At 71.0% G+C, this 23250-nt stretch carries 15 protein-coding genes and 1 tRNA gene; 9 read left to right on the top strand and 7 right to left on the bottom strand.

Annotated elements, in window-relative coordinates; genetic code table 11:
- Nucleotides 1-97: 97 nt before the first annotated feature.
- Nucleotides 98-1090, bottom strand: a complete 993-nt coding sequence (locus ACFU9P_RS24895) for a polysaccharide deacetylase family protein (protein WP_384084554.1) — start codon at nt 1088-1090, stop codon at nt 98-100.
- 152 nt (nt 1091-1242) lie between these two features.
- Here ACFU9P_RS24895 and ACFU9P_RS24890 point away from each other — a divergent pair, with 152 nt between their 5' ends.
- Nucleotides 1243-2919 (top strand): putative glycoside hydrolase, encoded by a 1677-nt coding sequence (locus tag ACFU9P_RS24890; RefSeq protein WP_376375986.1) that lies wholly within the window; start codon nt 1243-1245, stop codon nt 2917-2919.
- Between the two features lie 675 nt (nt 2920-3594).
- Here the strand turns inward: ACFU9P_RS24890 and ACFU9P_RS24885 are convergent.
- Complete coding sequence (locus ACFU9P_RS24885) at nt 3595-6171, bottom strand: ABC transporter permease (protein ID WP_384084550.1); 2577 nt, start codon at nt 6169-6171, stop codon at nt 3595-3597.
- Nucleotides 6168-6956 (bottom strand): ABC transporter ATP-binding protein, encoded by a 789-nt coding sequence (locus ACFU9P_RS24880; protein WP_376375990.1) that lies wholly within the window; start codon nt 6954-6956, stop codon nt 6168-6170. Before ACFU9P_RS24880 ends, ACFU9P_RS24885 begins: the two co-directional genes overlap by 4 nt.
- Before the next feature lie 681 nt (nt 6957-7637).
- Here ACFU9P_RS24880 and ACFU9P_RS24875 point away from each other — a divergent pair.
- Complete coding sequence (locus ACFU9P_RS24875) at nt 7638-9158, top strand: MFS transporter (protein ID WP_384084799.1); 1521 nt, start codon at nt 7638-7640, stop codon at nt 9156-9158.
- A gap of 27 nt (nt 9159-9185) precedes the next feature.
- On the opposite strand, the gene ACFU9P_RS24870 is transcribed toward ACFU9P_RS24875, so the two are convergent.
- The gene (locus ACFU9P_RS24870; protein ID WP_384084546.1) at nt 9186-11240 is read right to left on the bottom strand and encodes a helix-turn-helix domain-containing protein; all 2055 of its coding nucleotides are present in this window, start codon (nt 11238-11240) and stop codon (nt 9186-9188) included.
- A gap of 185 nt (nt 11241-11425) precedes the next feature.
- Here ACFU9P_RS24870 and ACFU9P_RS24865 point away from each other — a divergent pair, with 185 nt between their 5' ends.
- Nucleotides 11426-12949, top strand: coding sequence for a short-chain fatty acid transporter (locus tag ACFU9P_RS24865; protein WP_384084542.1), 1524 nt, complete (start codon nt 11426-11428; stop codon nt 12947-12949).
- Nucleotides 12950-13048: 99 nt separating this feature from the next.
- On the opposite strand, the gene ACFU9P_RS24860 is transcribed toward ACFU9P_RS24865, so the two are convergent.
- Both ACFU9P_RS24860 and ACFU9P_RS24855 read right to left on the bottom strand, forming a co-directional pair.
- A complete protein-coding gene (locus tag ACFU9P_RS24860) occupies nt 13049-15637 on the bottom strand; it encodes an SUKH-4 family immunity protein (RefSeq protein ID WP_384084796.1) in 2589 nt (862 codons plus the stop codon).
- A gap of 5 nt (nt 15638-15642) precedes the next feature.
- Nucleotides 15643-16620: an SMI1/KNR4 family protein gene (locus ACFU9P_RS24855; protein WP_376375996.1), complete on the bottom strand. Its 978-nt coding sequence runs from the start codon at nt 16618-16620 to the stop codon at nt 15643-15645.
- A 319-nt stretch (nt 16621-16939) separates the two neighbouring features.
- On the opposite strand from ACFU9P_RS24855, the gene ACFU9P_RS24850 reads away from it, so the two are divergent.
- Nucleotides 16940-17440, top strand: coding sequence for a YwqJ-related putative deaminase (locus tag ACFU9P_RS24850; RefSeq protein WP_376375998.1), 501 nt, complete (start codon nt 16940-16942; stop codon nt 17438-17440).
- Nucleotides 17441-17442: 2 nt separating this feature from the next.
- On the top strand, nt 17443-17934 hold the full coding sequence (locus ACFU9P_RS24845; protein WP_384084539.1) for an SUKH-3 domain-containing protein: 492 nt from the start codon (nt 17443-17445) through the stop codon (nt 17932-17934).
- A 107-nt stretch (nt 17935-18041) separates the two neighbouring features.
- Here the strand turns inward: ACFU9P_RS24845 and ACFU9P_RS24840 are convergent, their stop codons facing one another.
- The gene (locus ACFU9P_RS24840; RefSeq protein WP_384084536.1) at nt 18042-19433 is read right to left on the bottom strand and encodes a sensor histidine kinase; all 1392 of its coding nucleotides are present in this window, start codon (nt 19431-19433) and stop codon (nt 18042-18044) included.
- A 185-nt stretch (nt 19434-19618) separates the two neighbouring features.
- On the opposite strand from ACFU9P_RS24840, the gene ACFU9P_RS24835 reads away from it, so the two are divergent.
- From ACFU9P_RS24835 to ACFU9P_RS24820, 4 genes are all read left to right on the top strand, one after another.
- A tRNA-Gln gene (locus ACFU9P_RS24835) sits at nt 19619-19690 on the top strand.
- Nucleotides 19691-19808: 118 nt separating this feature from the next.
- Nucleotides 19809-21266: a bifunctional UDP-N-acetylglucosamine diphosphorylase/glucosamine-1-phosphate N-acetyltransferase GlmU gene (glmU, locus tag ACFU9P_RS24830; protein WP_384084533.1), complete on the top strand. Its 1458-nt coding sequence runs from the start codon at nt 19809-19811 to the stop codon at nt 21264-21266.
- A gap of 133 nt (nt 21267-21399) precedes the next feature.
- A complete protein-coding gene (locus tag ACFU9P_RS24825; RefSeq protein ID WP_376376006.1) occupies nt 21400-22377 on the top strand; it encodes a ribose-phosphate diphosphokinase in 978 nt (325 codons plus the stop codon).
- 211 nt (nt 22378-22588) lie between these two features.
- Nucleotides 22589-23179, top strand: a complete 591-nt coding sequence (locus tag ACFU9P_RS24820) for a 50S ribosomal protein L25/general stress protein Ctc (protein WP_376376009.1) — start codon at nt 22589-22591, stop codon at nt 23177-23179.
- Nucleotides 23180-23250 lie beyond the last annotated feature (71 nt).

The raw sequence follows: 23250 nt of genomic DNA, 5'->3' as shown, positions 1-23250 counted from the left end.
GTGACCCGCTCGACCGGGACCGCGCGTCGACCACTGCCCGTCCGCAGCACTGACGGCGGCCGGGCCCAGCGCCCCGCCGCCTTCTCCGCACACCCGCCTAGTACGGCCGGGCGCGGGAGGCGAAGGCCGGGGCCACCTGGTCCTGGGAGGTGCGGGGGAAGGCGATGGTGTTCGGGTCGCCGTCCGAGACGTACCAGTTCTTCGCGGCGGCCAGCTTGTCCAGCCAGCGTGACGAACCGAACTCGGCGTCCGCGTCCTTGGGGCCCGCCGAGCGGATCCGCGGGATCGCCTGGGGGGTGAAGTTCTTGGCGAACGGCGAGACGGAGGGGTTGGCGCCGACGAGGTACACCCCGTCGTAGCGGTAGCCCGTTCCGCGCGCGGCGACACCGGCCTGCTGGGGCATGGCGCCGAAGGGCAGGGCGAGGGACGTGACCCGGGTGCCGGGCGCGGCCTTCACGATCGCCTGCTGTCCGCCGGCGATGGCCTTCGTGGCGCCCGCCTGGTCCAGGGAGCGCAGGTTCTGGTGGCGGTCGGTGTGGTTGCCGACCTCGTGCCCGTGCTTGTTCAGCCAGGTCAGCGCCGTGGCGGAACCGGTGGCCGAGAAGGCGTCCGCGTTGACGAAGAAGGTCGCCACCGGCTTGAACGCGGGGTACTTCTTCGCCGTCTCCGCCAGGATCGCGATGGCCGTGTCGGGCGCCGGATTGCCGTCCTGGCCGAGGCGCACCTGGCTGTTGGTCGAGTCGTCGAACGTGAGGACCACCGGGTGCATTCCGGCCGGGATGTCGATGCGGCCCGTCTGGAAGTCCCGGGCGGTGACCGGTACGTACTTCTCGCGGGCGAGGCGTTCCAGCTCGGCCCGGAAATCGGCCGGGGTGCGGTCGTAGACGCTGGCCGGTTTCGCGGTGAGCTGGTGGTACATCAGCACCGGCACTTGGCCGAGTTCGTCGGCGCCGACCTTCGCCGGGTCCACGGCGACGGGGCTGGCCGCCGCCGGGGCGGCCGCCTCACCGGTCGACGATCCCGAGGAACAGCCCGAGACGAGCAGTGCGGCGCCTGCCAGGGCGCAGAGCGGGACGAGCGGGTGGCGCATGACGGACCTCCAAGGCGAATGTGTCGCGCCATCCCTACCGGCGACGGGAGTCCCCGTACCGCACAGTCCCCTGGATGGCGCAGTCACCACGCCGGGGCCGGACACGGCCTTTCGTGTGAAATACGGTCAGAAGATGAGGAAAAGCACACCGCTTGGCAATCAATGGAGGGACCACCCCCGACCACCGCACGAAGGACGTCATGATGGGCACGAGACACATATCGAACTCCGCCTTCTCCTACGGTCAGCGCCGTCCGACCCGCCGGCGCGCCCTGATAGCGACGGCCGGGGCAATCACACTGGCCGGAGTGGGCTGGACGACTTTCCTCGCACTGGGACCGAACGTGCAGGGCATCGCCGACGGCTCTGTGCTCAACGGGGGCAAGGTCGCACAGCTCAGCGCCTACCTCGACGCCGACGCGGCCGGCAGCCGGGCCAAGGTGCGCGCCACCCTCGACGGCGCGGCGATCCCCGTCATCGCCCAGGGCGCCCGTCTGAAGATCGGCCTCCCGCGCCTGCTGCCCGAGGGCAAGCACACCCTGGTGGTGAAGGGCGCCAGCAGCCTCCCTCTCGTCTCGTACAAGGAGGTGGTGGACTTCACCGTGGACTCCACCGCGCCCGAGCTGAAGGTGGCCGACCCGGAGATCAAGAGCACCGCCAAATCCGTGACCATCACCGGCAAGACCAGCACCGACGCGAAGGTGACCGCCGACGGCAAGGAGATTTCCGTCGACAAGTCCGGGGCGTTCAAGATCACGGTGCCCAAGGGCACACCTGTTGTGAACGTCACCGCCGCGGACCGCGCCGGAAACACCACTACCAAGGACGTGAACGCCCGGGGTCGCCGTCCCATGATCCGTGCCGCGCACATCACCGCCATCGGCTGGGGCAACGACGCCCTCCGCACCCACGTCATGGCCCTCGTCCGGAGCGGCAAGCTCAACGCCGTACAACTGGACGTCAAGGACGAGGACGGCGAGGTCGGTTACGCCTCCCAGGTGCCGCTGGCCCGTCAGATCGGCGCGGCGAAGGGCTACTACGACGCCCGTAAGGCGATCGCCGAGATCCACAAGGCCGGCGCCCAGGTCATCGGCCGTATCGTCGCCTTCCGCGACCCCAAGCTCGCCACGGCGGCCTGGAAGTCCGGCAAGAAGAACCAGGTCGTGCAGACGCCCGACGGACAGGCGTACGCCGGCGGCGGCCACTACGGAAAGCTGGCCTTCACCAACTTCGCCGACCCGACCGTCCGCAAGTACAACCAGGACCTCGCCGTCGAGGCGGCTCAGCTCGGCTTCGACGACGTCCTCTACGACTATGTCCGCCGTCCCGACGGCCCGCTGTCGAAGATGCGCTTCCCGGGCATCGGGTCCGCGACGCCCGAGCAGTCCATCACCTCGTTCGTCTCCGACACGCGGACCGCGATGCGCCCGCACGCCAGGTACCTCGGCGTCTCGGTCTTCGGTATCGCCGCCACCCGGCCCACCGAGATAGCCCAGGACATCGCGGCGCTGGCCAAGGTCAGCGACTACATCGCGCCGATGGTCTACCCGTCCCACTGGGGTCCCGGGGAGTACGGCGTCGCCAACCCGGACACCGCCCCGTACGCGATCGTGCAGCGCTCGCTCGCGGACTTCGCCCGGCTGACGAAGGGCACCCAGACCGAGGTCGTCCCGTGGCTCCAGGACTTCTCGATGGGCAGCACGTACGGGCCGAAGCAGGTGGCCGAGCAGATCAAGGCCGCGGCGGCCAACAAGATGAGTTCGTTCATCCTCTGGAACGCGGGCGCCCGCTACCAGGGTGCGGCGCTCCAGCAGATCGTCGCCCACTGACGCGTACGGCGGGACCCGCACTCATGGCACAGATGGAACGGCGGCCTCGGAATCGCAACTCCGAGGCCGCCGCCAGGTCCGAACGAGGCCTGGCTGTCGCCGCCGAAGCGCGCGCCTCTTTCCGCTCGCCGGCCAACCCGGCGGTCTCCTTCGCAGAGGCTGCGAAACGCGCAGGGACTGCGGCACGCCGGTTCCGGGTGCCGGGCGTCCTCGCAGTGCGAGCGCCCGGGCCGGCTTCCAGTGAGCCAAGCTCTCCGCCGAGGCGAAAGGAGTCGTGCGCCGGCAACCCGTGAACGCGTTGCACGCTCGTGGGAACCGGCTGTGGCCATGCGCTGGGTGGTCGATCCCGGCGCCGCGGACCGTCAGGGCCTGCCCCGGTCGGCCGTCAGGGCCGCGCTCGGGATCGTACGGCGCAACAGCCCCGGCCCCGGTGGGTGTTGGAGGTCGCCCACCGAGGCCGGGACATCTAGGGTCTGCCTTCAGGATCTTGCTGGGCTCGCGTGCCCTGGCACCGCGCCTCGCGGCGTTGTCGTGGTCGCCTACTCCCCCACAGCCTCAAGGGCGTGGGAGGGACCCCCTCCGCGTGGGCTCCTTCCTCCGCCTTGCGATCCACGGCACCAGACCCCGCTCCCTGATCCAGCCAGACCCAGAAGGCAGACCCTAGACCTTATCGCCCTACTCCGTCGCGATCGCGTTCAGTACGTTCATACGGCCCGCCCGGAAGGCCGGTATCAGAGCGGCGAACAGGCCCACGAAGGCCGAGGCCACAAAGACCGTGAGGATCGTCGGCCAGGGGATTTCCAGTACGCCCAGGCCCTCCAGGGCCAGGAGTTTCTGGGCCGCCGTGCCCCAGCCCATGCCGAGGCCCAGGCCGAGCAGGGCGCCGAAGAGGGCGATGACCACCGACTCCAGGCGGATCATGCGGCGCAACTGGCGGCGGGAGAGGCCGATCGCGCGGAGCAGGCCTATCTCGCGGGTGCGCTCCACCACCGACAGGGCCAGGGTGTTCACCACGCCCAGCACCGCGACGATGATCGCCAGGGCCAGCAGGCCGTACACAATGTTCAGGAGCTGGCCGATCTGGTCCTTCAGGTCCTGCTTGAAGTCGGTCTGGTCCTGCACCTTGTACTGGGGATAGGCGGCCAGCGAGTCCTTGAGCGCCGCGTACGCCTCCTTCTCCTTGCCGTCGACCGCCGCCGCGAACATGATCATGTTCTTGGGCATCTTCTCGGCCGGCACATACTGCTCGACGGTCGTGATGTTGGTGTACATCGCGCCCTTGTCGACGTTCGTGTCGTCCGAGGTGATCGCCGCGACCTTCAGATCCGCGGTCTTTCCGCCGGGGAAGACGACCGAGATCGCGTCCCCGACATGTACGCCGTGCTCGGTGGCGTAGGCGTCGCCGACCGACATCGAGCCCTTGCCGTACGCCCCGGACAGCTCACCCTCGACGGTCTCGCGGCGCAGGTCCTGGGCGTACGTCGGGTCCGCGGCGACGATGCCGTCCGAGTCCGTCTTCCCGTCCGGGGCAGTCAGCTTGACGTCCACCCACTTGTACTCGGTGACATGCTCGATGTCCGGCGCCTTCTCCAGCGCCGCCTGGGCCTGCGGCATGATCGGCTGGCCGTTGCCCGACTGGATGATGAAGTCCGCGCCGACCGACTTGTCGAGTTCGTCCGTCGCCGAGGCGACCATCGAGGAACCGACCACCGACAGACAGGCCACCAGCGCGAGCCCGATCATCAGAGCCGCGCCCGTCGCTCCCGTACGCCGCGGATTGCGCAGCGCGTTGCGCTCGGCCAGCCGCCCGACCGGGCCGAACATCCGCAGCACGACCACGCTCAGCACCCGCACCAGCCCGCCCGCGAGCAGCGGACCGATCACGACGAAGCCGACCAGCGTGCAGACCACGCCCAGCCCGAGGAACAGCGAGCCCTCGCCCGCCTCCTCGGCGCGTGTCGCCGTCAGAAGAGCGGCCCCGCCGGCACCCGTGAGCACCAGTCCGATGATCGCCCTGACCCAGCCGGCCCGTGCGTCGGCGGGCGTACCCGCGTCGCGCAGCGCGGCCATCGGCGAGATCTTCCCGGCGCGCCGGGCGGGCATGTACGCCGAGACGACCGTGACCACAACACCGAGCACCAGCCCGACCACCGGGGTCGTCCACTTCACGGTCAGGTCGTCGGTGGACAGCTCCATCCCCACGGCGCCCATCAGCTTCATCAGACCGACCGCGAGCCCCACCCCGGCGGCGACCCCGGCCGCCGAGCCGACCACGCCGAGCAGCACGGCCTCCAGCAGCACCGAGCGGTTGACCTGCTTACGGCTCGACCCCAGCGCCCGCATCAGACCGATTTCCCGGGTCCGCTGCGCGACCAGCATCGAGAAGGTGTTGACGATCAGGAAGATCCCGACCAGGAAGGCGATCCCGGCGAAGCCGAGCATCGCGTACTTCAGCACATCGAGGAACGAGCCGACATCGGCGCGGTTGGCGTCCGCGGCCTCCTGCTGGGTCTGGAGCTTGTACGGTCCGCCGCCGATCGCGGCCGCGACATCCTGCTTGAGCGTGCTGTCGCTGACACCCGGCGCGGCGGTGACATTGACATGCGTGAACCGGCCGGTGTCTCCGAGCAGTTGGCGCTGGGCGGTCGCCGTGTCGAAGTAGATGACGGCCGCGCCCGGGTTGGTGACGGTGAAGGTGGCGATCCCGGAGATCTTCGCCGTGAAGTCGCCCGTGACCGCTATCGTGCGCAGTTCGTCACCGATCGCGAGGTGGTGCTTCTCGGCGGTGTCGGCGTCGACCATCACCTCGGTGGGGCCGCGCGGGGCATGGCCCGAGGTGATCTCCATCGAACGGAGGTCGTTACGCGTCCAGTTGCCCGCGATCGTCGGAGCGCCGCTGGTCGCGCCCACATTCTCGTTGTCGGCGTCGACGACGGTCACGCTCGTGCTGCTGACCGCGCCCTCGGCCGACTCGACCCCGTCCGCCTTCTTCACGGTCTCGACGAGTGAGGCGGGCAGCGACTCGGGCCTGCCGGTCTGGGAGATCTCGTCGGCGGCCTGGGCCGACTTGGGGCTGACCGTGACATCCGACGAGGTCGCGGCGAAGAGCTTGTCGAAGGTCGTGTTCATCGTGTCCGTGAACACCAGGGTGCCCGAGACAAAGGCCACCGACAGCAGGACCGCGACGGCGGAGAGCGCCATCCGTCCCTTGTGCGCGAGGAAGTTGCGCATCGAGGTTCTGAACACGGTCACGACGTACGCCCCCGCGCGTCGAAGTCCTTCATACGGTCGAGTACGGCGTCGGCCGTCGGCCGGAACATCTCGTCCACGATCCTGCCGTCCGCCAGATACAGCACCCGGTCCGCGTACGACGCGGCGACCGGGTCATGGGTGACCATCACGATCGTCTGGCCCAGCTCGTCCACGGACCTGCGCAGGAAGCCCAGCACCTCGGCGCCCGCACGCGAGTCCAGATTGCCGGTCGGCTCGTCGCCGAAGATGATCTCGGGCCGGGCGGCGAGCGCCCTGGCCACCGCGACCCGCTGCTGCTGGCCGCCGGAGAGCTGCGTCGGCCGGTGCTTGAGCCGGTCGGCGAGGCCCACCGTCTCCACGACCCGCTGGAGCCAGGGACCGTCCGGCCTGCGGCCCGCGATGTCCATGGGCAGCGTGATGTTCTCCAGGGCGTTGAGCGTCGGCAGCAGGTTGAACGCCTGGAAGATGAAGCCGATCCGGTCGCGGCGGAGCCGCGTGAGGTGCTTGTCCTTGAGCTTGGTGATCTCGGTCTCGTCGAGATGGATCTCGCCCGAGGTGACGGTGTCGAGCCCGGCGAGGCAGTGCATCAGCGTCGACTTGCCCGAGCCGGACGGGCCCATGATCGCGGTGAACTGGCCGCGGGCGATTTCCACATCGACATGGTCGAGCGCGACGACCCGGGTCTCCCCGGAGCCGTACGCCTTGACGACCTGCCGCGCTCGCGCCGCGACGGCCGTACGCCCTCCCGTGCCCCCCTGCTTGGGGATCGTTACAGCCGTTGTCACGGTATGTCTCCTAAGTCGCTTCATCGTTGGGCAAGGCGCCGGTGAGGTAGGTCGGTTCACCGGTGATTTCGTGCTCTGAGTCTGCTCGCTTCGCGGGCGCTCCGCGCTGGTGCGCAGCGCAGACTTCGCCTGGGGTTTTCCCCACCCCTCTGCTGCGGAGAGCCCCCCTCGTACGCCCTCCCCAGCCGTAAGACCACGGTAAAGAACAGGGCCCCGCCTTCTCCTCCTCCACCGGGACGAACCGCCCCCGGGCGGAAATAAGGAGAACCCCCTAGGGGTCTCCGCCCCCAGGGGGAGCCTCTGGGTGGACCCTTTGGCGCACCGCACTCCGGGGTCCATGGCACGGGCCGCACCCTCCCGCGGCGGGAGGGTGCAGTGAGAGGGTGTCCCCCAAGGAGATACATGCATAGGGAAAGGAATGCCGTGAGCGGCGCCGGCGGAAGCACCGAGGACACCGGACGTACCGAAGCGATACCCGACGCCCCGCCGACGAGTCCCGCCCCGGCGGAGTGGCTTCCGGCGGGGCCGTCGTCCGTCCCAAAGCCCTACGCCCCGAAGGCACCCGCCCCAGAGCCCTCCGCCCCGAAGGCACCCGCCCCACCGTCGCCCGGAGCACCCTCACCCGCCCCACCGCAGCCCGCACCGCGTGAGCGCGGCAGAGGCCCGGTGGTCGCCGCCCTGATGATGGGCATGGCGCTCGCCGCCCTCGACGGCACCATCGTCTCCACGGCTGTCCCGCAGATCGTCGGCGACCTCGGCGGATTCGCCGTCTTCTCCTGGCTGTTCTCCGGCTATCTGCTCGCCGTGACGGTCACCCTGCCGGTGTACGGAAAGCTCTCCGACACCTTCGGCCGCAAGCCCGTCCTGATCACGGGCATCGCTCTCTTCCTCGTCGGCTCACTGCTCTGCGCGACCGCCTGGAGCATGGCCTCGCTGATCGCCTTCCGCGTCGTCCAGGGCCTCGGCGGCGGCGCGCTCCAGGGCACGGTGCAGACCATCGCCGCCGACCTCTACCCGCTCAAGGAACGCCCCAGGATCCAGGCCAAGCTGTCCTCGGTCTGGGCCACCTCCTCGGTGGCGGGACCGGCGCTGGGCGGGCTGCTCGCGGGGTACGCGGACTGGCGCTGGATCTTCCTGATCAACCTGCCGGTCGGCGTGGTGGCGCTCTGGCTGGTGGGCAAGTACCTCCGCGAACCGGGCCGTACGCACCGTACCGGCGCAAACAGTACGGGTACGGGTACGGGTACGAGCCGCTCGGCCCGCACGGCATCCGTCGAACGCCACCGCGTCGACTGGGCCGGTGCCCTCGGTGTCTTCGCGACCGGTGCCCTCCTCATCACCGCCCTCGTTCAGGGCGGCGTCGCCTGGCCCTGGCTCTCCGCGCCCTCCCTCGCCTTCCTCGGCGGCGCCGCCGTCCTCGCCGCGGTCACGGTCGTCATCGAACGCAGGGCCGCGGAACCGATCATCCCCGGCTGGGTCTGGCGCCGCCGCACCATCGCGGCCGTCAATCTCGCGCTCGGCGCGCTCGGGCTGCTGATGGTCGCCCCGACCGTCTTCCTCCCGACGTACGCGCAGTCCGTGCTCGGCCTCGGGCCGATCGCCGCCGGCTTCGTCTTCTCCGCGATGACCCTGAGCTGGCCGGTCAGCGCCGCCTTCTCCAACCGCGTCTACAACCGCATCGGCTTCCGCCAGACCGCCGTCATCGGGATCTCCCTGGCCCTGCTGGTCCTGCTGGCCTTCCCCCTGCTCCCCTTCCCCGGGCAGGCCTGGCAGCCCGCGCTGATCATGCTGCTGCTCGGCGCGGCACTCGGACTGTTCCAACTCCCCCTGATCATCGGGGTGCAGGCGACCGTGGGCTGGTCGGAGCGGGGTACGGCGACCGCGTCCATCCTCTTCTGCCGTCAGGTCGGCCAGAGCGTGGGCGCCGCGGTGTTCGGCGCGGTGGCCAATACGGTGCTGGCCTCCCGGCTCGCCGACCCGCCCTCCCCCGGCCTTCCCCAGGACCTCGACTCGGTCGCACGCGCCCTGGAGAAGCCGTCCTCCCTCTCCGCCGAGGCCACGGACTTTCTGCGCCGCGCGGTGGACGCGGCGGTGGAACACGTCTATCTGGGCGCGGCGTTCGCGGCGGCGCTGTCGCTCCTCGTACTGCTCCTGCTCGCCCCGAGGCGCTTCCCGGTCCTCACCGAGAAGGACGACTCCTGAGCCGCCGCGCCGCGGCGCCCGGACAGGTCAGGCCGTGGTGAGCACCCGCCTGAGCCGCAGCGCCAGTTGAGCCTCCAAGGCGTACTGCGGTGTGTTCCAGTCCTCGCCGACTATCTGTCCGACCCGCTCCAGCCGCTGGCTGACCGTGTTGACGTGTACGTGCAGTGCCGCGCCGGTACGGGCCAGGCTCTGCCCGTGCAGGAAGTACGACTCGACCGTGTCCAGCAGGCTCGTACCCCGGCGTTCGTCGTACTCGATCAGCGGGCCGAGGGTACGCCGTACGAATCCGTCCGTATCGGCGTGCCGGCCGAGGACCAGGCCCAGAAAGCCCAGATCGTCCATGGCCGCGGCCGAACCGGTGCGCCCCAGCGCCTGGAGCGCGCCGAGGCACTGGAGCGCCTCGGCATAGGCGTCCGCCACCGCCGTCCCGTCCGGCGGACCGGCCGCGCCGACCGTCACCGGCCGCGCCAGCGCGGTCCGCAGCCCCGCCTCCACGGCGCGCGCGACCGCAGAGGGGTCGTCGCCGGGGACGAGCAGGACCGTACGGCCCTCATGGCGGCCGGCGAGACCCCGCCGCGCGCCCGCCCAGGCACCTGCGGCGGCCGACACGCGCTGCGTCGGTACGTCGTCGGCGGCGACGACCGCGACGACATGCGGCTTGTCGAGGTCGGTGCCGAGGCGGCGGGCCCTCTCCCGTACGGCGAGCGAACCGCCGCCGTGACGAGCGCCGCCGTGCCGCTGGCTGAGCAGATCGGTGAGCAGTTCGCCCCGTACCCGCTCCTCGGCCTGGGCGAGCGAGGTACGGAAGAGCAGCAGCAGGGCGGTCACCGTCACCCCGCGTTCGAGGATCACCCGGTCGGTGTCGTCGAACCCGCCGACCCCGGAGATCACCAGGGCACCGAGTGGTTCCTGATCGGCCACGACAGCCGCGACCGTACAGTTCCCGCAGCTCACGGCCCGGCCCTGGGCCCGGGAACGGGCCATGGCATCGGCCAGCGCCTCCGCGCCGGGCCAGTCCTCGGAACCGGAATCGCCGCCGGAGCGGCCTTCGGTGCCGAAACGGCCATCGGTGCGGCCCCCTGTGCCGGCACGGCTTTCAGCGCCGTCGGGGTCGAAGTCGCCGCCGGAGCGGCGGGGTTCGGCGATCCGGCTCAGCGGGCGGCCGTCAGGCCCGACCACCACCACCGAACCGTTCAGCGCCTCGCCGACCGCGTGCGCGATGTCGTCGACTCCCCCGCCGCGTACGACAAGCCCGGTGAACCGCTCGTACGCCGCGGCCGCCCGCTCCACCGAAGCGCTGCGGGTCTGTACGAGACGGTTCGCCGCGTTCAGGTCGGCCAGCGCGGTGTTGGTCTCCTGGAGCAGCCGCGCGTTGTCGAGCGCGACGGCCGCGTGGGCGGCCAGTGAACCCAGCAGGGTGACCTCGTCGCGGGCGAAGCTGCGCTCGCTGCGGTCCGCCGCGTACAGCACGCCGATGACGTCGCCGCCGAGCCGCAGCGGGACACCGAGGATCGCGACCAGGCCCTCCTCCGTCACCGCCTCGTCGATGTCCCGCGTGTGCCGGAACTGGGCGTCGCCCAGATAGCTGCTGCTGAAGTACGGCGACGCGGTCTGCACCACCAGACCGCCGAGGCCCGCGCCCAGGGGCATGAGGAGCTGCTGGAACTTCGCCGAGACCGAGCCGTTCGTCTCCCGCATGTACGCGCAGCCGCGCGCCGGGTCGTACAGCGCGAGGTACGCGGTGTCCGTGCCCAGCAGTTTGCGGGCTCGCGCGACGATCGCCTGGAGTACGGAGTCCACATCGCGCAGGGCGACCAGATCGGCCACCGTCTCGTACAGGGCGGACAGTTCGGCCTCCCGGCGCCGGCTCTTGTCGAGCGCCGCCCGTACCCGCAGCGCCAGCAGCTTCGAGCGCTCCAGCTCGGCAAGTTCGGCGACGGTCCCGGCACTTCCGGCGCTCCCGCCGCTGCCTCCGCCCCCGCCGCCCGCCCGCGCGGCGATGACCGGCTCCTCGAACTCGGCCGCCGGCGCGTCCCGCGCCAGGAGCTCCAGAAACATCCGGCCGCTGTTCGTCGAGGTCACGGACCAGACCGTATCCATTCGGCCGAACCACCGGAAGTGGATGGTCCACATAGGAGGACCACGGTCTATGTGGGCCGTCTCCATTGCACTCCGGGGGTGGGCGGCCGAGGATCCTCGGCACCGCACACCCGACAGCGCTCAAGCCCCGACAGCAGCCCGACAGCAGCCGACAGTGAGGACACGCGATGACCACGGCGCCCCCGCAGAAGCCGGAGCCGGAACCAGAACCGGGTGTGACCGCGGGAAGAGCGGGCTCGACGGGCACGGCCGGCGGCAAGGAACCCTGGCCGGCGCGGATGGCGCTGCGGTTCACCGCCTTCTCCGAGAAGTGGCTGCCCGACGCGCTCGGCTTTGTCCTCGTCGGCACCTTCGGGGTCTTCGCACTCGGCCTCGCGACCGGCGAACCCCTGCTCGGCGCCCCCGCCGACCCGACCGCGACGACCGGATACGGGCTGGTCGACGCGTGGGGCCAGGGCTTCTGGTCCCTCATCACCTTCACCCTGCAAATGGCGATGATCATTATCGCCGGATACGCGGTCGCGGTCTCACCGCCGGTCGGCCGGCTGATCGCCCGGATCGCGCGAGTGCCCCGTACCCCGCGCGGCGCGATCGCGTTCACCGCGGCCGTCGCCATGGCGACCTCGTATCTGAACTGGGCCTTCAGCCTGATCTTCACGGCGATCCTCGCCAAGGAGATCGCCCGCAGGGTGAGCGGGGTGGACTACCGGGCGCTGGGCGCGATGGCCTTCCTCGGGCTCGGCACCGTATGGGCGCAGGGGCTGTCCGGGTCCGCCGCGCTCCAGGTGGCCAGCGCGGCGTCGAGCCCGCCCGCCGTGCAGAAGGTCATCGAGGAGGGGCGCGGCAGCGGGCTCATCCCCCTCACGGAGACGATCTTCCTCTGGCAGGGCATCGCGGCCACCGCGATCGTCTTTGTGATCGCGGTCGGTACGGCCTGGTTCCTGTCGCCCTCGCCGGAGCGCGCCAAGACCGCCGAGCAGCTCGGGATCGAACTGGGCCCGAGCGTGGCCGAGAAGCGCGCGGAGACCCGCCGCAGCCGCCCCGGCGAATGGATCGAGTACAGCCCGGTCTTCGCGATCCTGCTCTTCGCACTCGGTGTCTGGTATCTGGCGCGGCACTTCGCCCGCGCGGAGGGCAGCGCACTCAACGCCCTCGACCTGAACACCGTCAACCTCATTCTCATCCTGCTGGCGCTCATCCTGCACTGGCGGCCGGTGCGCCTCGCCCAGGCCGTCAAGGACGGGACACCCGCGGCCTCGGGCGTGCTGCTCCAATTCCCGCTGTACGGCGGGATCTTCGGGATGATCGCCTTCACCGGGCTGAGCAAGACCATCGCGGGCTGGCTGGTGTCGGTCTCGAACGAGTTCTTCTACCCGGCCTTCATCGCCATCTACAGCGCCGTCCTCGGGGTGTTCGTGCCCAGCGGCGGCAGCAAGTGGGTCATCGAGGCGCCGTACGTACTGGAGGCGGCCAACCAGCTCCAGGTGCACCAGGGCTGGGTGGTCGTGGTGTACGACCTGGGGGAGGCCAGCGCCAATCTGCTCCAGCCGTTCTGGATGCTGCCGACGCTGACGATCCTGGGCCTGAAGGCGCGGGACATCATGGGCTACACGTTCGCGATGTTCCTGGTGTGCTTCCCGGTGGTGCTGATCCTGGTCACCCTGTTCGCCCGGACGCTCTCCTTTCCGTAGGGGTTCTGCCCGCGGGGGATACGGGGGCCGGAGTCCTTCACAGGGCTCCGGCCCCCGTATCCCTTCGGCTCGCTCAGCTCGTCGCCGTCCGGCCGGCCGTCACAGCAGTCCGTCCCACATCTGCTCCAGCAGGACCGACCACCAGTTCTCCGGCGACGAGAGCGCCGCCGCGTCCAGCGCCAGGAGCTGCGCCTGGAAGTCGACGGTCCAGCGGCCCGCCTGCTCCGGGTTGAGACCGAAACGCAGCCGCCACATCCGGCCCAGCAGCGCCAACGAGCGGGTGAATTCGGGCAGTCCGGTGTTGACGAACTGCGGCGGCACCGACTGCCCGCCCGGGCCCGCCTCCACCGGCACCGCCATGATGTGCGCCGTGCCGTACTGCACGCACAGCGCCCGCCCGAAGTCGCTGCCCACCACCAGATACGAACCGGCGTCCGGCGCCGCCTGCACCTGCCGCTGCGCGGCCAGTTCGGCGAGCGTCGGCACCACCGGCTGCGGAGGCTGCGCCCAGAAGAACGGCCCGAAGTCGGCCGGCAGCCCCGCCCACACCAGCGTGCGCGCCACGATCTCCGGCACGCCCTGCCGGGACACCGCCCGCTGGTCGAACCGGCAGATGCCCTGCGGCCCGAACGCCCCCATCAGCTCCTGCGCGATCCCCTCCGGCGGTATGGGGGGCGCGGGCGCCATCTGGGGCAGCGGCGCCCGGACCGGCGCGGGCCGCGCGGGCCCGTCCGCGACCTGGTGCAACTCGCCCTGGTGGGTGAGGAGATGGTGCATCCCCTGCTGCCGGCTCGCGTGATCCTGCCCGTACGGCGCGACACTGGTGATCCGGACCTGCGGCCAGGTCTCCCGGATCATCCGCGCGCAGTACCCGCCGGGCAGCTCGCACGACTCCAGCTCCGTGTGCAGTTCGAGCACTTGCTGCGGCGGTACGTTCAGCGCGCGCAGCTCATGCAGGATCTGCCACTCGGGGTGCGGGGTGCCGGGCGCGGACCGCCGGATGAGCTGGGCCTCGGAACCGTCGGGCGCGCGATAGCGCAGCACGGCCTGATAGCCGGGGCCGACGGTCGGCAGACCGGCCGGCTGCTGCGGATAGCCGTACGCGGGCGGCGGCCCCGAAGGCGGCACGGCACCGGGCACGCCGGGCGGCAACCCCGACGGCGGCACGGCACCCGGCGGCACGCCAGGAGCCCCGTGCGGCATTCCGGGCGGGCCGGGCGGACCAGGAGGGCCGGGCGGCTGCGGGGTCCCCGGAGGTACGGATCCGCCCTGGCCGGATCCCGCGAGCATCGTCGCGGCATGGTGCACCGCACCCGGAGGCGCCCCGGGCGGACCGGGAGGTCCAGGGGGTCCGGGCGGACCGGGGGGCTGTACGGGAGCACCCGGCGGCCGGGGCGGCTGCGGGGCCCCGGGACCGCCCTGGCCGGAATCCGCGAGCATCGTCGCCGCGTGATGCACCCCGCCCGGAGGCGTACCGGGCGCGCCAGGAGGACCCGGCGGGCCGGGAGGCCCGGGGGGACCGGGCGGGCGCGGGCCGGCGGGGCCCGACGGGCCCGGGTTCGCGAGCATGGTCGCCGCGTGGTCCGCGCCGCCGGGAGGCGGAGGCGTACCCGGAGCGCCCGGAGGTCCGGGCGGCCCAGGAGGGCCGGGCGGCTGCGGCGCCTCGGGGCCGGAGTTCGACACCAGCTGCGTCGGCAGATAACCGCCCGCCGGAGCACCGGGCGCACCCGGCCCCGACTGCGGCGGAACCCCGCCGTGAGCACCGGGAGCGCCATGAGGCGGTACGGCCGCCCCGCTCCCCGCCGTACCCGCAACACCCGCACCGGAAGCGGCACTTGGGCCACCCCCCTGACCCGCACCGGCACCCGAGTCCGTACCCGTGCCGTCCCTGCCCGGCATCGGAGACACCGCCGTACGCGGAAGCTGGCTGCCGCCCGACATCAGCGCGGTCGGCGCGTCGGCGGCCACCATCGGCGGCGGGGTGTCATCGTCGTCCGCCCCGGAGAGCGGCGGCGCGAAGACCGTCGCGGGCAGCGGTACGGAACCGTCCTCCCCCGAACCGGCGCCATTGGTGTCCGTCCCGGCCCAGGGAGTCGCCCCGCCGGGCGTCCCAGGCCCCGGAGCGGCGACGGCCGCACCTTCCGGAGCACGGGGCTCCGGCACCTGGCCACCGCCCCCGTAACCGCCGCCCTGCGAAGCCCCCGCAGGCACACCGGCACCCGCACCCACCGGGCCCGCACCCGACACCGCAGGACCCGACGGCGCCGGACCCGGCCCTGCCGCGGACCCGTGACCCGACGACGCCCGTCCGTCCGGGATCCCCAGCTTGTCCGCCGCGTCCTGGAGCCACTCCGGCGGGCTCAGCAGGAACGACGTCTGGTTCAGATCGATCCGCTGCGGCGGCTCCGGCGCGGTCGGCAGCGCGTCCGGCACGCCGTACTCCTCCTCGTACCGCCGGATCACCTCGCCCACCGGCAGCCCGGGCCAGAGCGTCGCCTCGCCGCTGTCCCTCGCGATGACCAGCCGCTGCCGGCCGCCGTCCGATATGGGCCCGGACTCGCGGTCCTCCGCCCACACCACAAAGCCCAGCTCGAACTCCCTTACCCGCACCTCCCGGTGCTGATATGCGGGCAGATCGCCATTGACCCACTCTTCCGCGCGCTCCTGCGCCTGCGCGAAGGTCACCATCGCGCTCATCCCTCCACCGGGACGGCGCGCGCGAAGCCGCCGTCCACCATCAGGTTCGCCACGGTCTCCAGCTCCGGCGGACTGCCCGCCAGCCGCAGCAGAAACGCGTCGAAGTCCTCACCGCAGGGCAGCAGCAGCCGCTCCACCCGCTCCTGCACGCTCCAGCCGTCCCGGTCCCTGGCGTCGTCGTACGCGCAGAACCAGACCGAACCCGTCCGGGCGCCCCGTACCTGCACCGCCAGAATGCCGCCCTGCACAAAGGCAACACCCAGGAAATCCTTGGTCAGATGGTCCCGCAGGCACTTGTTGACATAGACCAGGTCATTGACCGCGGCCTCCTCACGCACCGTGAAGAACGGCTGGTCCACCAGCAGTCCCAGCTCCGGATCGAGCGCCACGCCCACCGGCGCACAGCCGCCCGCCGCCTTCAGGAACGCGCGGTAGGCGCCCGGCAGCCGATAGCCGAGATCCTCCTCCACGCCCTGGAGCTGCTGCTCGCCCACCGACACCGCGCCCTTCGGCAGCCCGAAGTGCACCGGCCGGGTCTCCTGGAGCGGACGCGTGCCCCGCTTGCCGTGGTCCACCGCCGTCGTGGCGAGCCCGCCATGGTGCCGCAGCAGCGCCTTCACCTCGACCGGCACCAGCACCAGCCGCCGCGAGCCAGGCAGATGGTGCCAGGTCCAGCCGTGCGGAGTCGCCACCGCGGGGACCGTGTCCCACAGCTCGTGCCCCGCGGCGTGCAGCGCGGCATTGGCCGACACATAGTCCGTGAGCCGCAGCTCGTCCACACCGAACCCCTCGGGAGGCTCGGCTATCTCCACCGCCGCCCGTGCGTACGGCGCGAAATCCGGATGGCCTGCGTCATCCACCCGCACCCCTCTGGGGTGCCGGGAGGCCCGGACCGGGTCCGGGAAATGCACGACCTGACCGGCGTAGGCCGCGTTCGGTGGCGCGGCTTGGTGCCCGAGCCGACCTGTCGTCATGGCGGTTGCCCCCTGCTGCTTCCGGCTGGTTCCACAGCCCTGATGCCGCACAGCCTATGCGGTGGGACCGGAGGGGCACCGACGCTCCTCCACAGGGCCAATCCGATAATCCTCCCCCCGTTCATCACGCCTCCAATCCCTGCCCCATACCACACCGGAACCGGTGACCAACGGTCACACGCACGTGACCCAGCGCCGACGCCACGCCTTGATTCACGCCCCAGCTTCCCGATCGCAGTGGGCATTTGGCAGGCTGTCCACACAATCGGGGGCGTGAGACCAGCGGCCACCAGCCGCGCAGGGGGGAAGGGGACAGCACGTGCACACCGCACCAGCAGACGCATCCGGCGACCCACGCCTCACCTGGAGCAGCGCGGAACCGCACCGTCCGCCCGCCCTCCAGCGCCGCCGCGACGGCATCCTGCCCGCCGTCGCCGCCGCGCTCTCCGTCCGCGGCGAAACCCTCACCTGCACCGGGGGCAAGGCCGACCAGCCGCCCGCGCTGCACCCGCTCGTACAGGACTTCCTCGACACCCTCACCAGTGGCCAAAGGGAACGTTTCACCGGGCGCTGCCCCGAGGCGATCCTGCTCTCCCGCCATCTCACCGCCGCCGAGGAAGCCCGCTCCAAACGCGCCCGGCGCAAGCCCCTCACCCACAGCGAGGCACGCCGTACCCTCAAGCACTCCAAACTGACGGCCCGTCGCATCCGCGAGGACGGCGACCCGCTGCACGGCAGTTACGCCCCGCCCTGCCGCTCCTGTACGGCGCTGCTCGCCCACTTCGGCGTACGCCCCGTCGACCCCACCCAGAACGGCTGAGCATGCCCGACCTCAACACCACCCGCTTTCCCGTGCCCGTCGACGCCGCGCTGCGCGAGGCGGGCTGGCAGCCGGGGCGCAGGGACATCGCGCGCGCCGAGGAGTGGGCCGACGCCCTGCGCGCCCACATCACGCCCGCGGGACACCGGCTCAATGTCTTCCCCTCGGCCGTCGAGGCCTGGGCGGAGTTCGGCGGACTGCGCCTCACCGGGCTGGGGCCCGGCCGGCAGATCGCGCCCGCGTCGGTGCTGATCGACCCCATGGCCGGCATCCATCTCGCCCGTACGCTCGCCGACCTCGGCCGGTCCCTGGACACGGAGATCGCGCCGCTGGGGGAGGAGAACGACGGACAGGCGGTCCTCGCCATCGACATCACCGGGCGTGTCTTCAGCATCGACCACACGGGCGACTGGTACCTGGGCCCGGACGTCGACCAGGCGCTGGGGACGCTGCTCACGGGGATGGAACCGGCGCGGCTGACGTCGGGCCCGTAACGTACGAGCGGCCTCAGGCCGGCGGTACGGGGAGGGGGCGGCACGGGACGACACGGCCGTACGCCGACAACCCCAGCCCTACGCCCACGGCCTCGGCCCTACGAGCCCTACGCCGACGCGCGGCCCGCCTCCGCCGCCGCGGCCCGGTCCGGCAGCACCGCCGACACCCGGAAACCCCCCGCGTCCGTCTCCCCCGACACGAACACCCCGCCCAGCGCGGTCACCCGCTCCCGCATCCCCACCAGACCATTGCCCCCGCTCGGCAGCCCCGCGTCCTGCGCGCCACCGTCCGAAGGCCCGTTCTCCACCTGCATCGCGACCTCCGACTCCCGGTGCGCCAGCCGGACCATCACCTTCGCGCCCGCCGCGTGCTTCAGCACATTGGTCAGCGCCTCCTGCACCACGCGGTACGCCGTCTGCTCCACCTCCGGCGCGTACGGGCGCGATTCCCCCTGCACCGACAGCTCCACCACCATCCCGGTCTCCCGGGACTGCCCCACCAGCGCCTCTATGTCCCCCATACCGGGACCGTCCTCGGCCGCAGCCGCAGCCGCCGCGGCAGCCGCGCGCCCCACCGCCGCCAGCGGAACCGCCGGCGAGAACGACTCGGCCCGAGCATCCGCGCCGACCACACCGGCCACACCGTCCGCCGCCTTGCGCGCCGCCGCCTGCTCACCCGCACGCAGCACCCCGAGCATCTCCCGCAGCTCCGTGAGCGCCTGCCGCCCCATGTCACCCACCAGCGCGGCGTTCTTCACCGCCTTCTGCGGATCCTTCAGCGCCACCGCCTGCAACGCCGCCGCGTGCACCACCATCAGACTCACCCGGTGCGCCACCACGTCATGCATCTCGCGGGCGATCCGCGTCCGCTCCTCCGTACGCGCCCACTCCGCGCGCTGCTCCGCACGGTCGGCCAGCAGGGACAGCTCCTGCTCCAGACTGTCCGCCCGCTCCCGCAGGCTCTCCATCAGCCGCCGTCTCGCGCCGACGTACAGCCCGAACAGCACCGGCGGCGCCGTCAGCCCCACCGACATCAGCACCGCGACCACGGGCACATACCAGCGCGCCGAGTCGAAGCCCGTGTCGACGACGTTCTGCCGGGTCCGCACGAAGGTGACGATCAGCGTCCCCACCAGCGACATCCCGGCCAGCGCGCCGATGATCCGGCGCGGCGCCTCCGAGGCGGCGAGCGTGTACAGCCCGACCAGCCCCATCAGATAGCCCATCTCCGCGGGCGTGATCGCGATCGAGACAAGCACCACGGCGAACGGCCACCGCCGCCGCACCAGCAGCACCGACCCGGCGAGCAGCCCGAAAACCACCCCCACGGGCACCGGCAGCACGGCCGTATCCGCGAACCCGACCCCCTCCAGCGCACACTCCAGCGCCGACACGACAGCGAGCCCCGCGTCCAGCACGACACTCCGCCACCGCCCCCACCACCACAAGCCGCGGGAAGTCACTCCCGCGGCCTCCTGCTGCGCCCCCGATGTGGTCATGCCTCCCACCCTACGGTCGCCCGCACCCCATTTTCCGGCGACCTCCAATGCACAGAACGCCCCGCAACACCCCGCAAACCTGCCCCGGCCCCCCGAACTGGTGAATCACTGCATCGCGTGGAGGGCGCCTGGTACGGCATAGTGTTGGGTGCCGATTGGACACCGGAGCCAAATGTCCAATTTGGTCCCCCGTGGTGTAATTGGCAGCACTGTGGCTTTTGGTGCCATCTGTTCGGGTTCGAGTCCTGACGGGGGAGCTACCCCTTTTGGAAGTTCCGGGTCCTGACCCCACCGGTCGGGACCCGTCCTCGTTTCCGCCCCGAAACCCCCCGGTATCCTGCGGTTGTCCACCACTCGAAGCCGAAGGGCATTCCCGTGAGCGCCAACCGCCCGGCAGCCGTCGTCGTTCTCGCAGCGGGTGAAGGGACCCGCATGAAGTCGAGGACTCCCAAGGTTCTGCATGAGGTCTGCGGGCGGTCGCTCGTCGGACATGTCGTCTGTGCGGCCCGTGAGCTGGGGCCCGAGCAGCTTGTTGTTGTTGTCGGGCATGCCCGGGAGCAGGTGGAGGGGCATCTCTCCGCCGCGTACGAGGGTGTGCGTACCGCCTATCAGGCCGAGCAGAACGGCACCGGGCACGCCGTGCGGATCGGGCTTCAGGAGATCGGGGGGGTGCTCGACGGGACCGTGGTCGTGGTCTGCGGCGACACCCCGCTGCTCACCGGCGCGACCCTCAACGCGCTCGCCGCGACCCATGCCGCCGACGGCAATGCCGTGACGGTGCTGACCGCCGAGGTGCCGGACGCGGCCGGGTACGGGCGGATCGTCCGGGACGGCGTGAGCGGCGCGGTCACGGAGATCGTGGAGCACAAGGACGCCACCGAGACGCAGCGCGCGATCCGGGAGATCAATTCGGGGGTGTTCGCGTTCGACGGGAAGCTGCTGGCGGACGCGCTGGGGAAGGTCCGTACGGACAACAGCCAGGGTGAGGAGTATCTGACCGATGTGCTGGGGATCCTGCGCGAGGCCGGGCACCGGGTGGGGGCGTCGGTGGCGGCCGATCACCGGGAGATCGTGGGGATCAACAACCGTGTGCAGCTCGCGGAGGCGCGCCGGCTGCTGAACGCGCGGCTGCTGGAGCGGGCGATGCTGGCGGGGGTGACAGTGGTCGACCCGGCGTCGGTGTTCGTGGATGTGACGGTGACGTACGAGCAGGACGCGGTGGTGCATCCGGGTACGCAGCTTCTGGGGTCCACGCATCTCGGCGAGGGCTCGGAGGTCGGGCCGAATTCGCGGCTGCGGGACACGCAGGTGGGCGCGGGTGCCCGGATGGACAACACGGTCGCGGACGGCGCGGTGGTGGGCGAGGACGCGCTGGTGGGTCCGTACGCGTATCTGCGGCCGGGCACGAAGCTGGGGGTGCGGTCAAAGGCCGGCACGTATGTGGAGATGAAGAACGCGACGATCGGTGAGGGTACGAAGGTGCCGCATCTGTCGTATGTGGGGGACGCGACGATCGGCGATTTCACGAACATCGGCGCCGCGAGTGTCTTTGTGAACTACGACGGGGTGCGGAAGCACCACACGACGATCGGGTCTCACTGCCGGACGGGTTCGGACAATATGTTTGTGGCGCCTGTCACGGTCGGGGACGGTGCGTACACCGCTGCGGGGTCGGTGATCACCAAGGATGTGCCGGCCGGTTCGCTGGCCGTCGCCCGGGGCCAGCAGCGGAATATCGAGGGCTGGGTGGCCCGGAAGCGGCCCGGGAGCGCGGCGGCTCAGGCGGCCGAGGCGGCTCGTTCGGCGTCGGGCGGCGCCGAGAGCGAAGGCTGATGACGCCGAGAGCGAAAGCTGACCGGAAACAGGGGCGCCGTTCTCGGCGTACCGTGATATCTGCACGATTCGGCTGGCTCGCATGGTTTCGCGCGGGTGCAGCGGCCATCAACACGTCTGAGGAGACAGTGCTGTGACCGGGATCAAGACGACCGGCGAGAAGAAGCTGATGCTCTTTTCCGGCCGCGCCCACCCCGAGCTGGCCGAGGAGGTAGCCCATCAACTGGGGGTGGGGATCGTCCCCACCAAGGCATTCGATTTCGCCAACGGTGAGATCTATGTCCGCTATCAGGAGTCGGCTCGTGGCGCGGACTGCTTTCTGATCCAGAGCCACACGGCTCCGATCAACAAGTGGATCATGGAGCAGCTCATCATGATCGACGCGCTGAAGCGGGCTTCTGCGCGGAGCATCACGGTGATCGTTCCGTTCTACGGGTATGCCCGCCAGGACAAGAAGCACCGGGGCCGGGAGCCGATCTCGGCCAGGCTGGTGGCGGATCTGATGAAGACGGCGGGTGCCGACCGGATTCTGACGGTGGATCTGCACACGGACCAGATCCAGGGTTTCTTCGACGGTCCGGTGGATCATCTCTTCGCGCTGCCGGTGCTGGCGGACTATGTGGCGGGGAAGGTGGACCGGTCCAAGCTGACGGTGGTGTCGCCGGACGCGGGCCGGGTGCGGGTCGCGGACCGCTGGTGCGACCGGCTGGGGGCGCCGCTGGCGATCGTCCACAAGCGGCGTGACAAGGATGTCGCGAACCAGGTGACGGTCCACGAGGTGGTCGGCAATGTGTCGGGCCGGGTGTGTGTCCTGGTGGACGACATGATCGACACGGGTGGCACGATCTGTGCGGCGGCGGAGGCGCTGTTCGCCCATGGCGCGGAGGATGTGATCGTGACGGCGACGCACGGTGTGCTGTCGGGTCCGGCCGCGGACCGGCTGAAGAACTCGATGGTGAGTGAGTTCGTGTTCACGAATTCGCTGCCGGATCCGGGCAATCTGGATCTGGACAAGATCACGGTTCTGTCGATCGCGCCGACGATCGCGCGGGCGGTCCGTGAGGTCTTCGAGGACGGTTCGGTGACGAGCCTCTTCGAGGAGCAGGCGTAGCACCTCCGAAGCGGCCTCTTCGCTGAGGCCGGTAGATCGATTTCTGGGGCGGCCTCCCCGCCGGGTAGACTCACGGAGTTGCTCGGCGAGGGAGGCCGCACTGTTCCGGTGCGGCGGTCCGTTATCGACGCGCTCTTCGTAGCAGGCCTGTCGTGGCCGGGTGACGGCCGATTCCGGTCACCTTCCGCCCGTTTCTACGAGGAGTGCAGCCATGGCTGAAGTCAAGATCAGCGCCGAGATCCGTACCGAGTTCGGCAAGGGCGCCGCCCGCCGTACCCGTCGCGCCAACAGGGTTCCCGCGGTCATCTACGGCCACGGCGCCGACACCGTGCATGTGACCCTGCCGGGCCATGACCTGATGATGGCGCTGAAGACCGCGAACGCGCTGCTCGGTCTGGACATCGAGGGCCGCAAGGAGCTGGTGATCCCGAAGGCCGTGCAGCGCAACGCGATCAAGGGCTTCATCGAGCATGTGGACCTGCTCGCGGTGAAGCGCGGCGAGAAGGTCACCGTCGAGGTCGCGGTGCACACCGAGGGCGAGCTGGCCCCGGGCGCCAACCTGCTGGAGAACGTGCTCAACACCCTGACCGTCGAGGCCGAGGCCACCCACATCCCGGAGTCCGTCACGGTCTCCGTCGCGGGCCTGGACGCCGGTGACTCGATCGTCGCCAAGGATGTCCCGCTGCCGTCCGGCACCACGCTGGTCACGGACGAGGACGCGATCGTCATCCAGATCCTGGCCGCGCAGGCCGAGGAGCCGGCCGCGGAGAGCGAGGGCGCCGCCGAGGGCGCCGAGGCCTGATCCGTACGCTGTTCCCCACGGGGTGGCGGGCCACAAGCCCTGCCACCCCGTAGCCATACGCCGAACCCATA

Source organism: Streptomyces sp. NPDC057617, assembly GCF_042800555.1.
Taxonomy (GTDB): domain Bacteria; phylum Actinomycetota; class Actinomycetes; order Streptomycetales; family Streptomycetaceae; genus Streptomyces.
The sequence above is the reverse complement of the archived record's forward strand: the minus strand, read 5'-3'. Positions and strand labels throughout refer to the sequence as shown.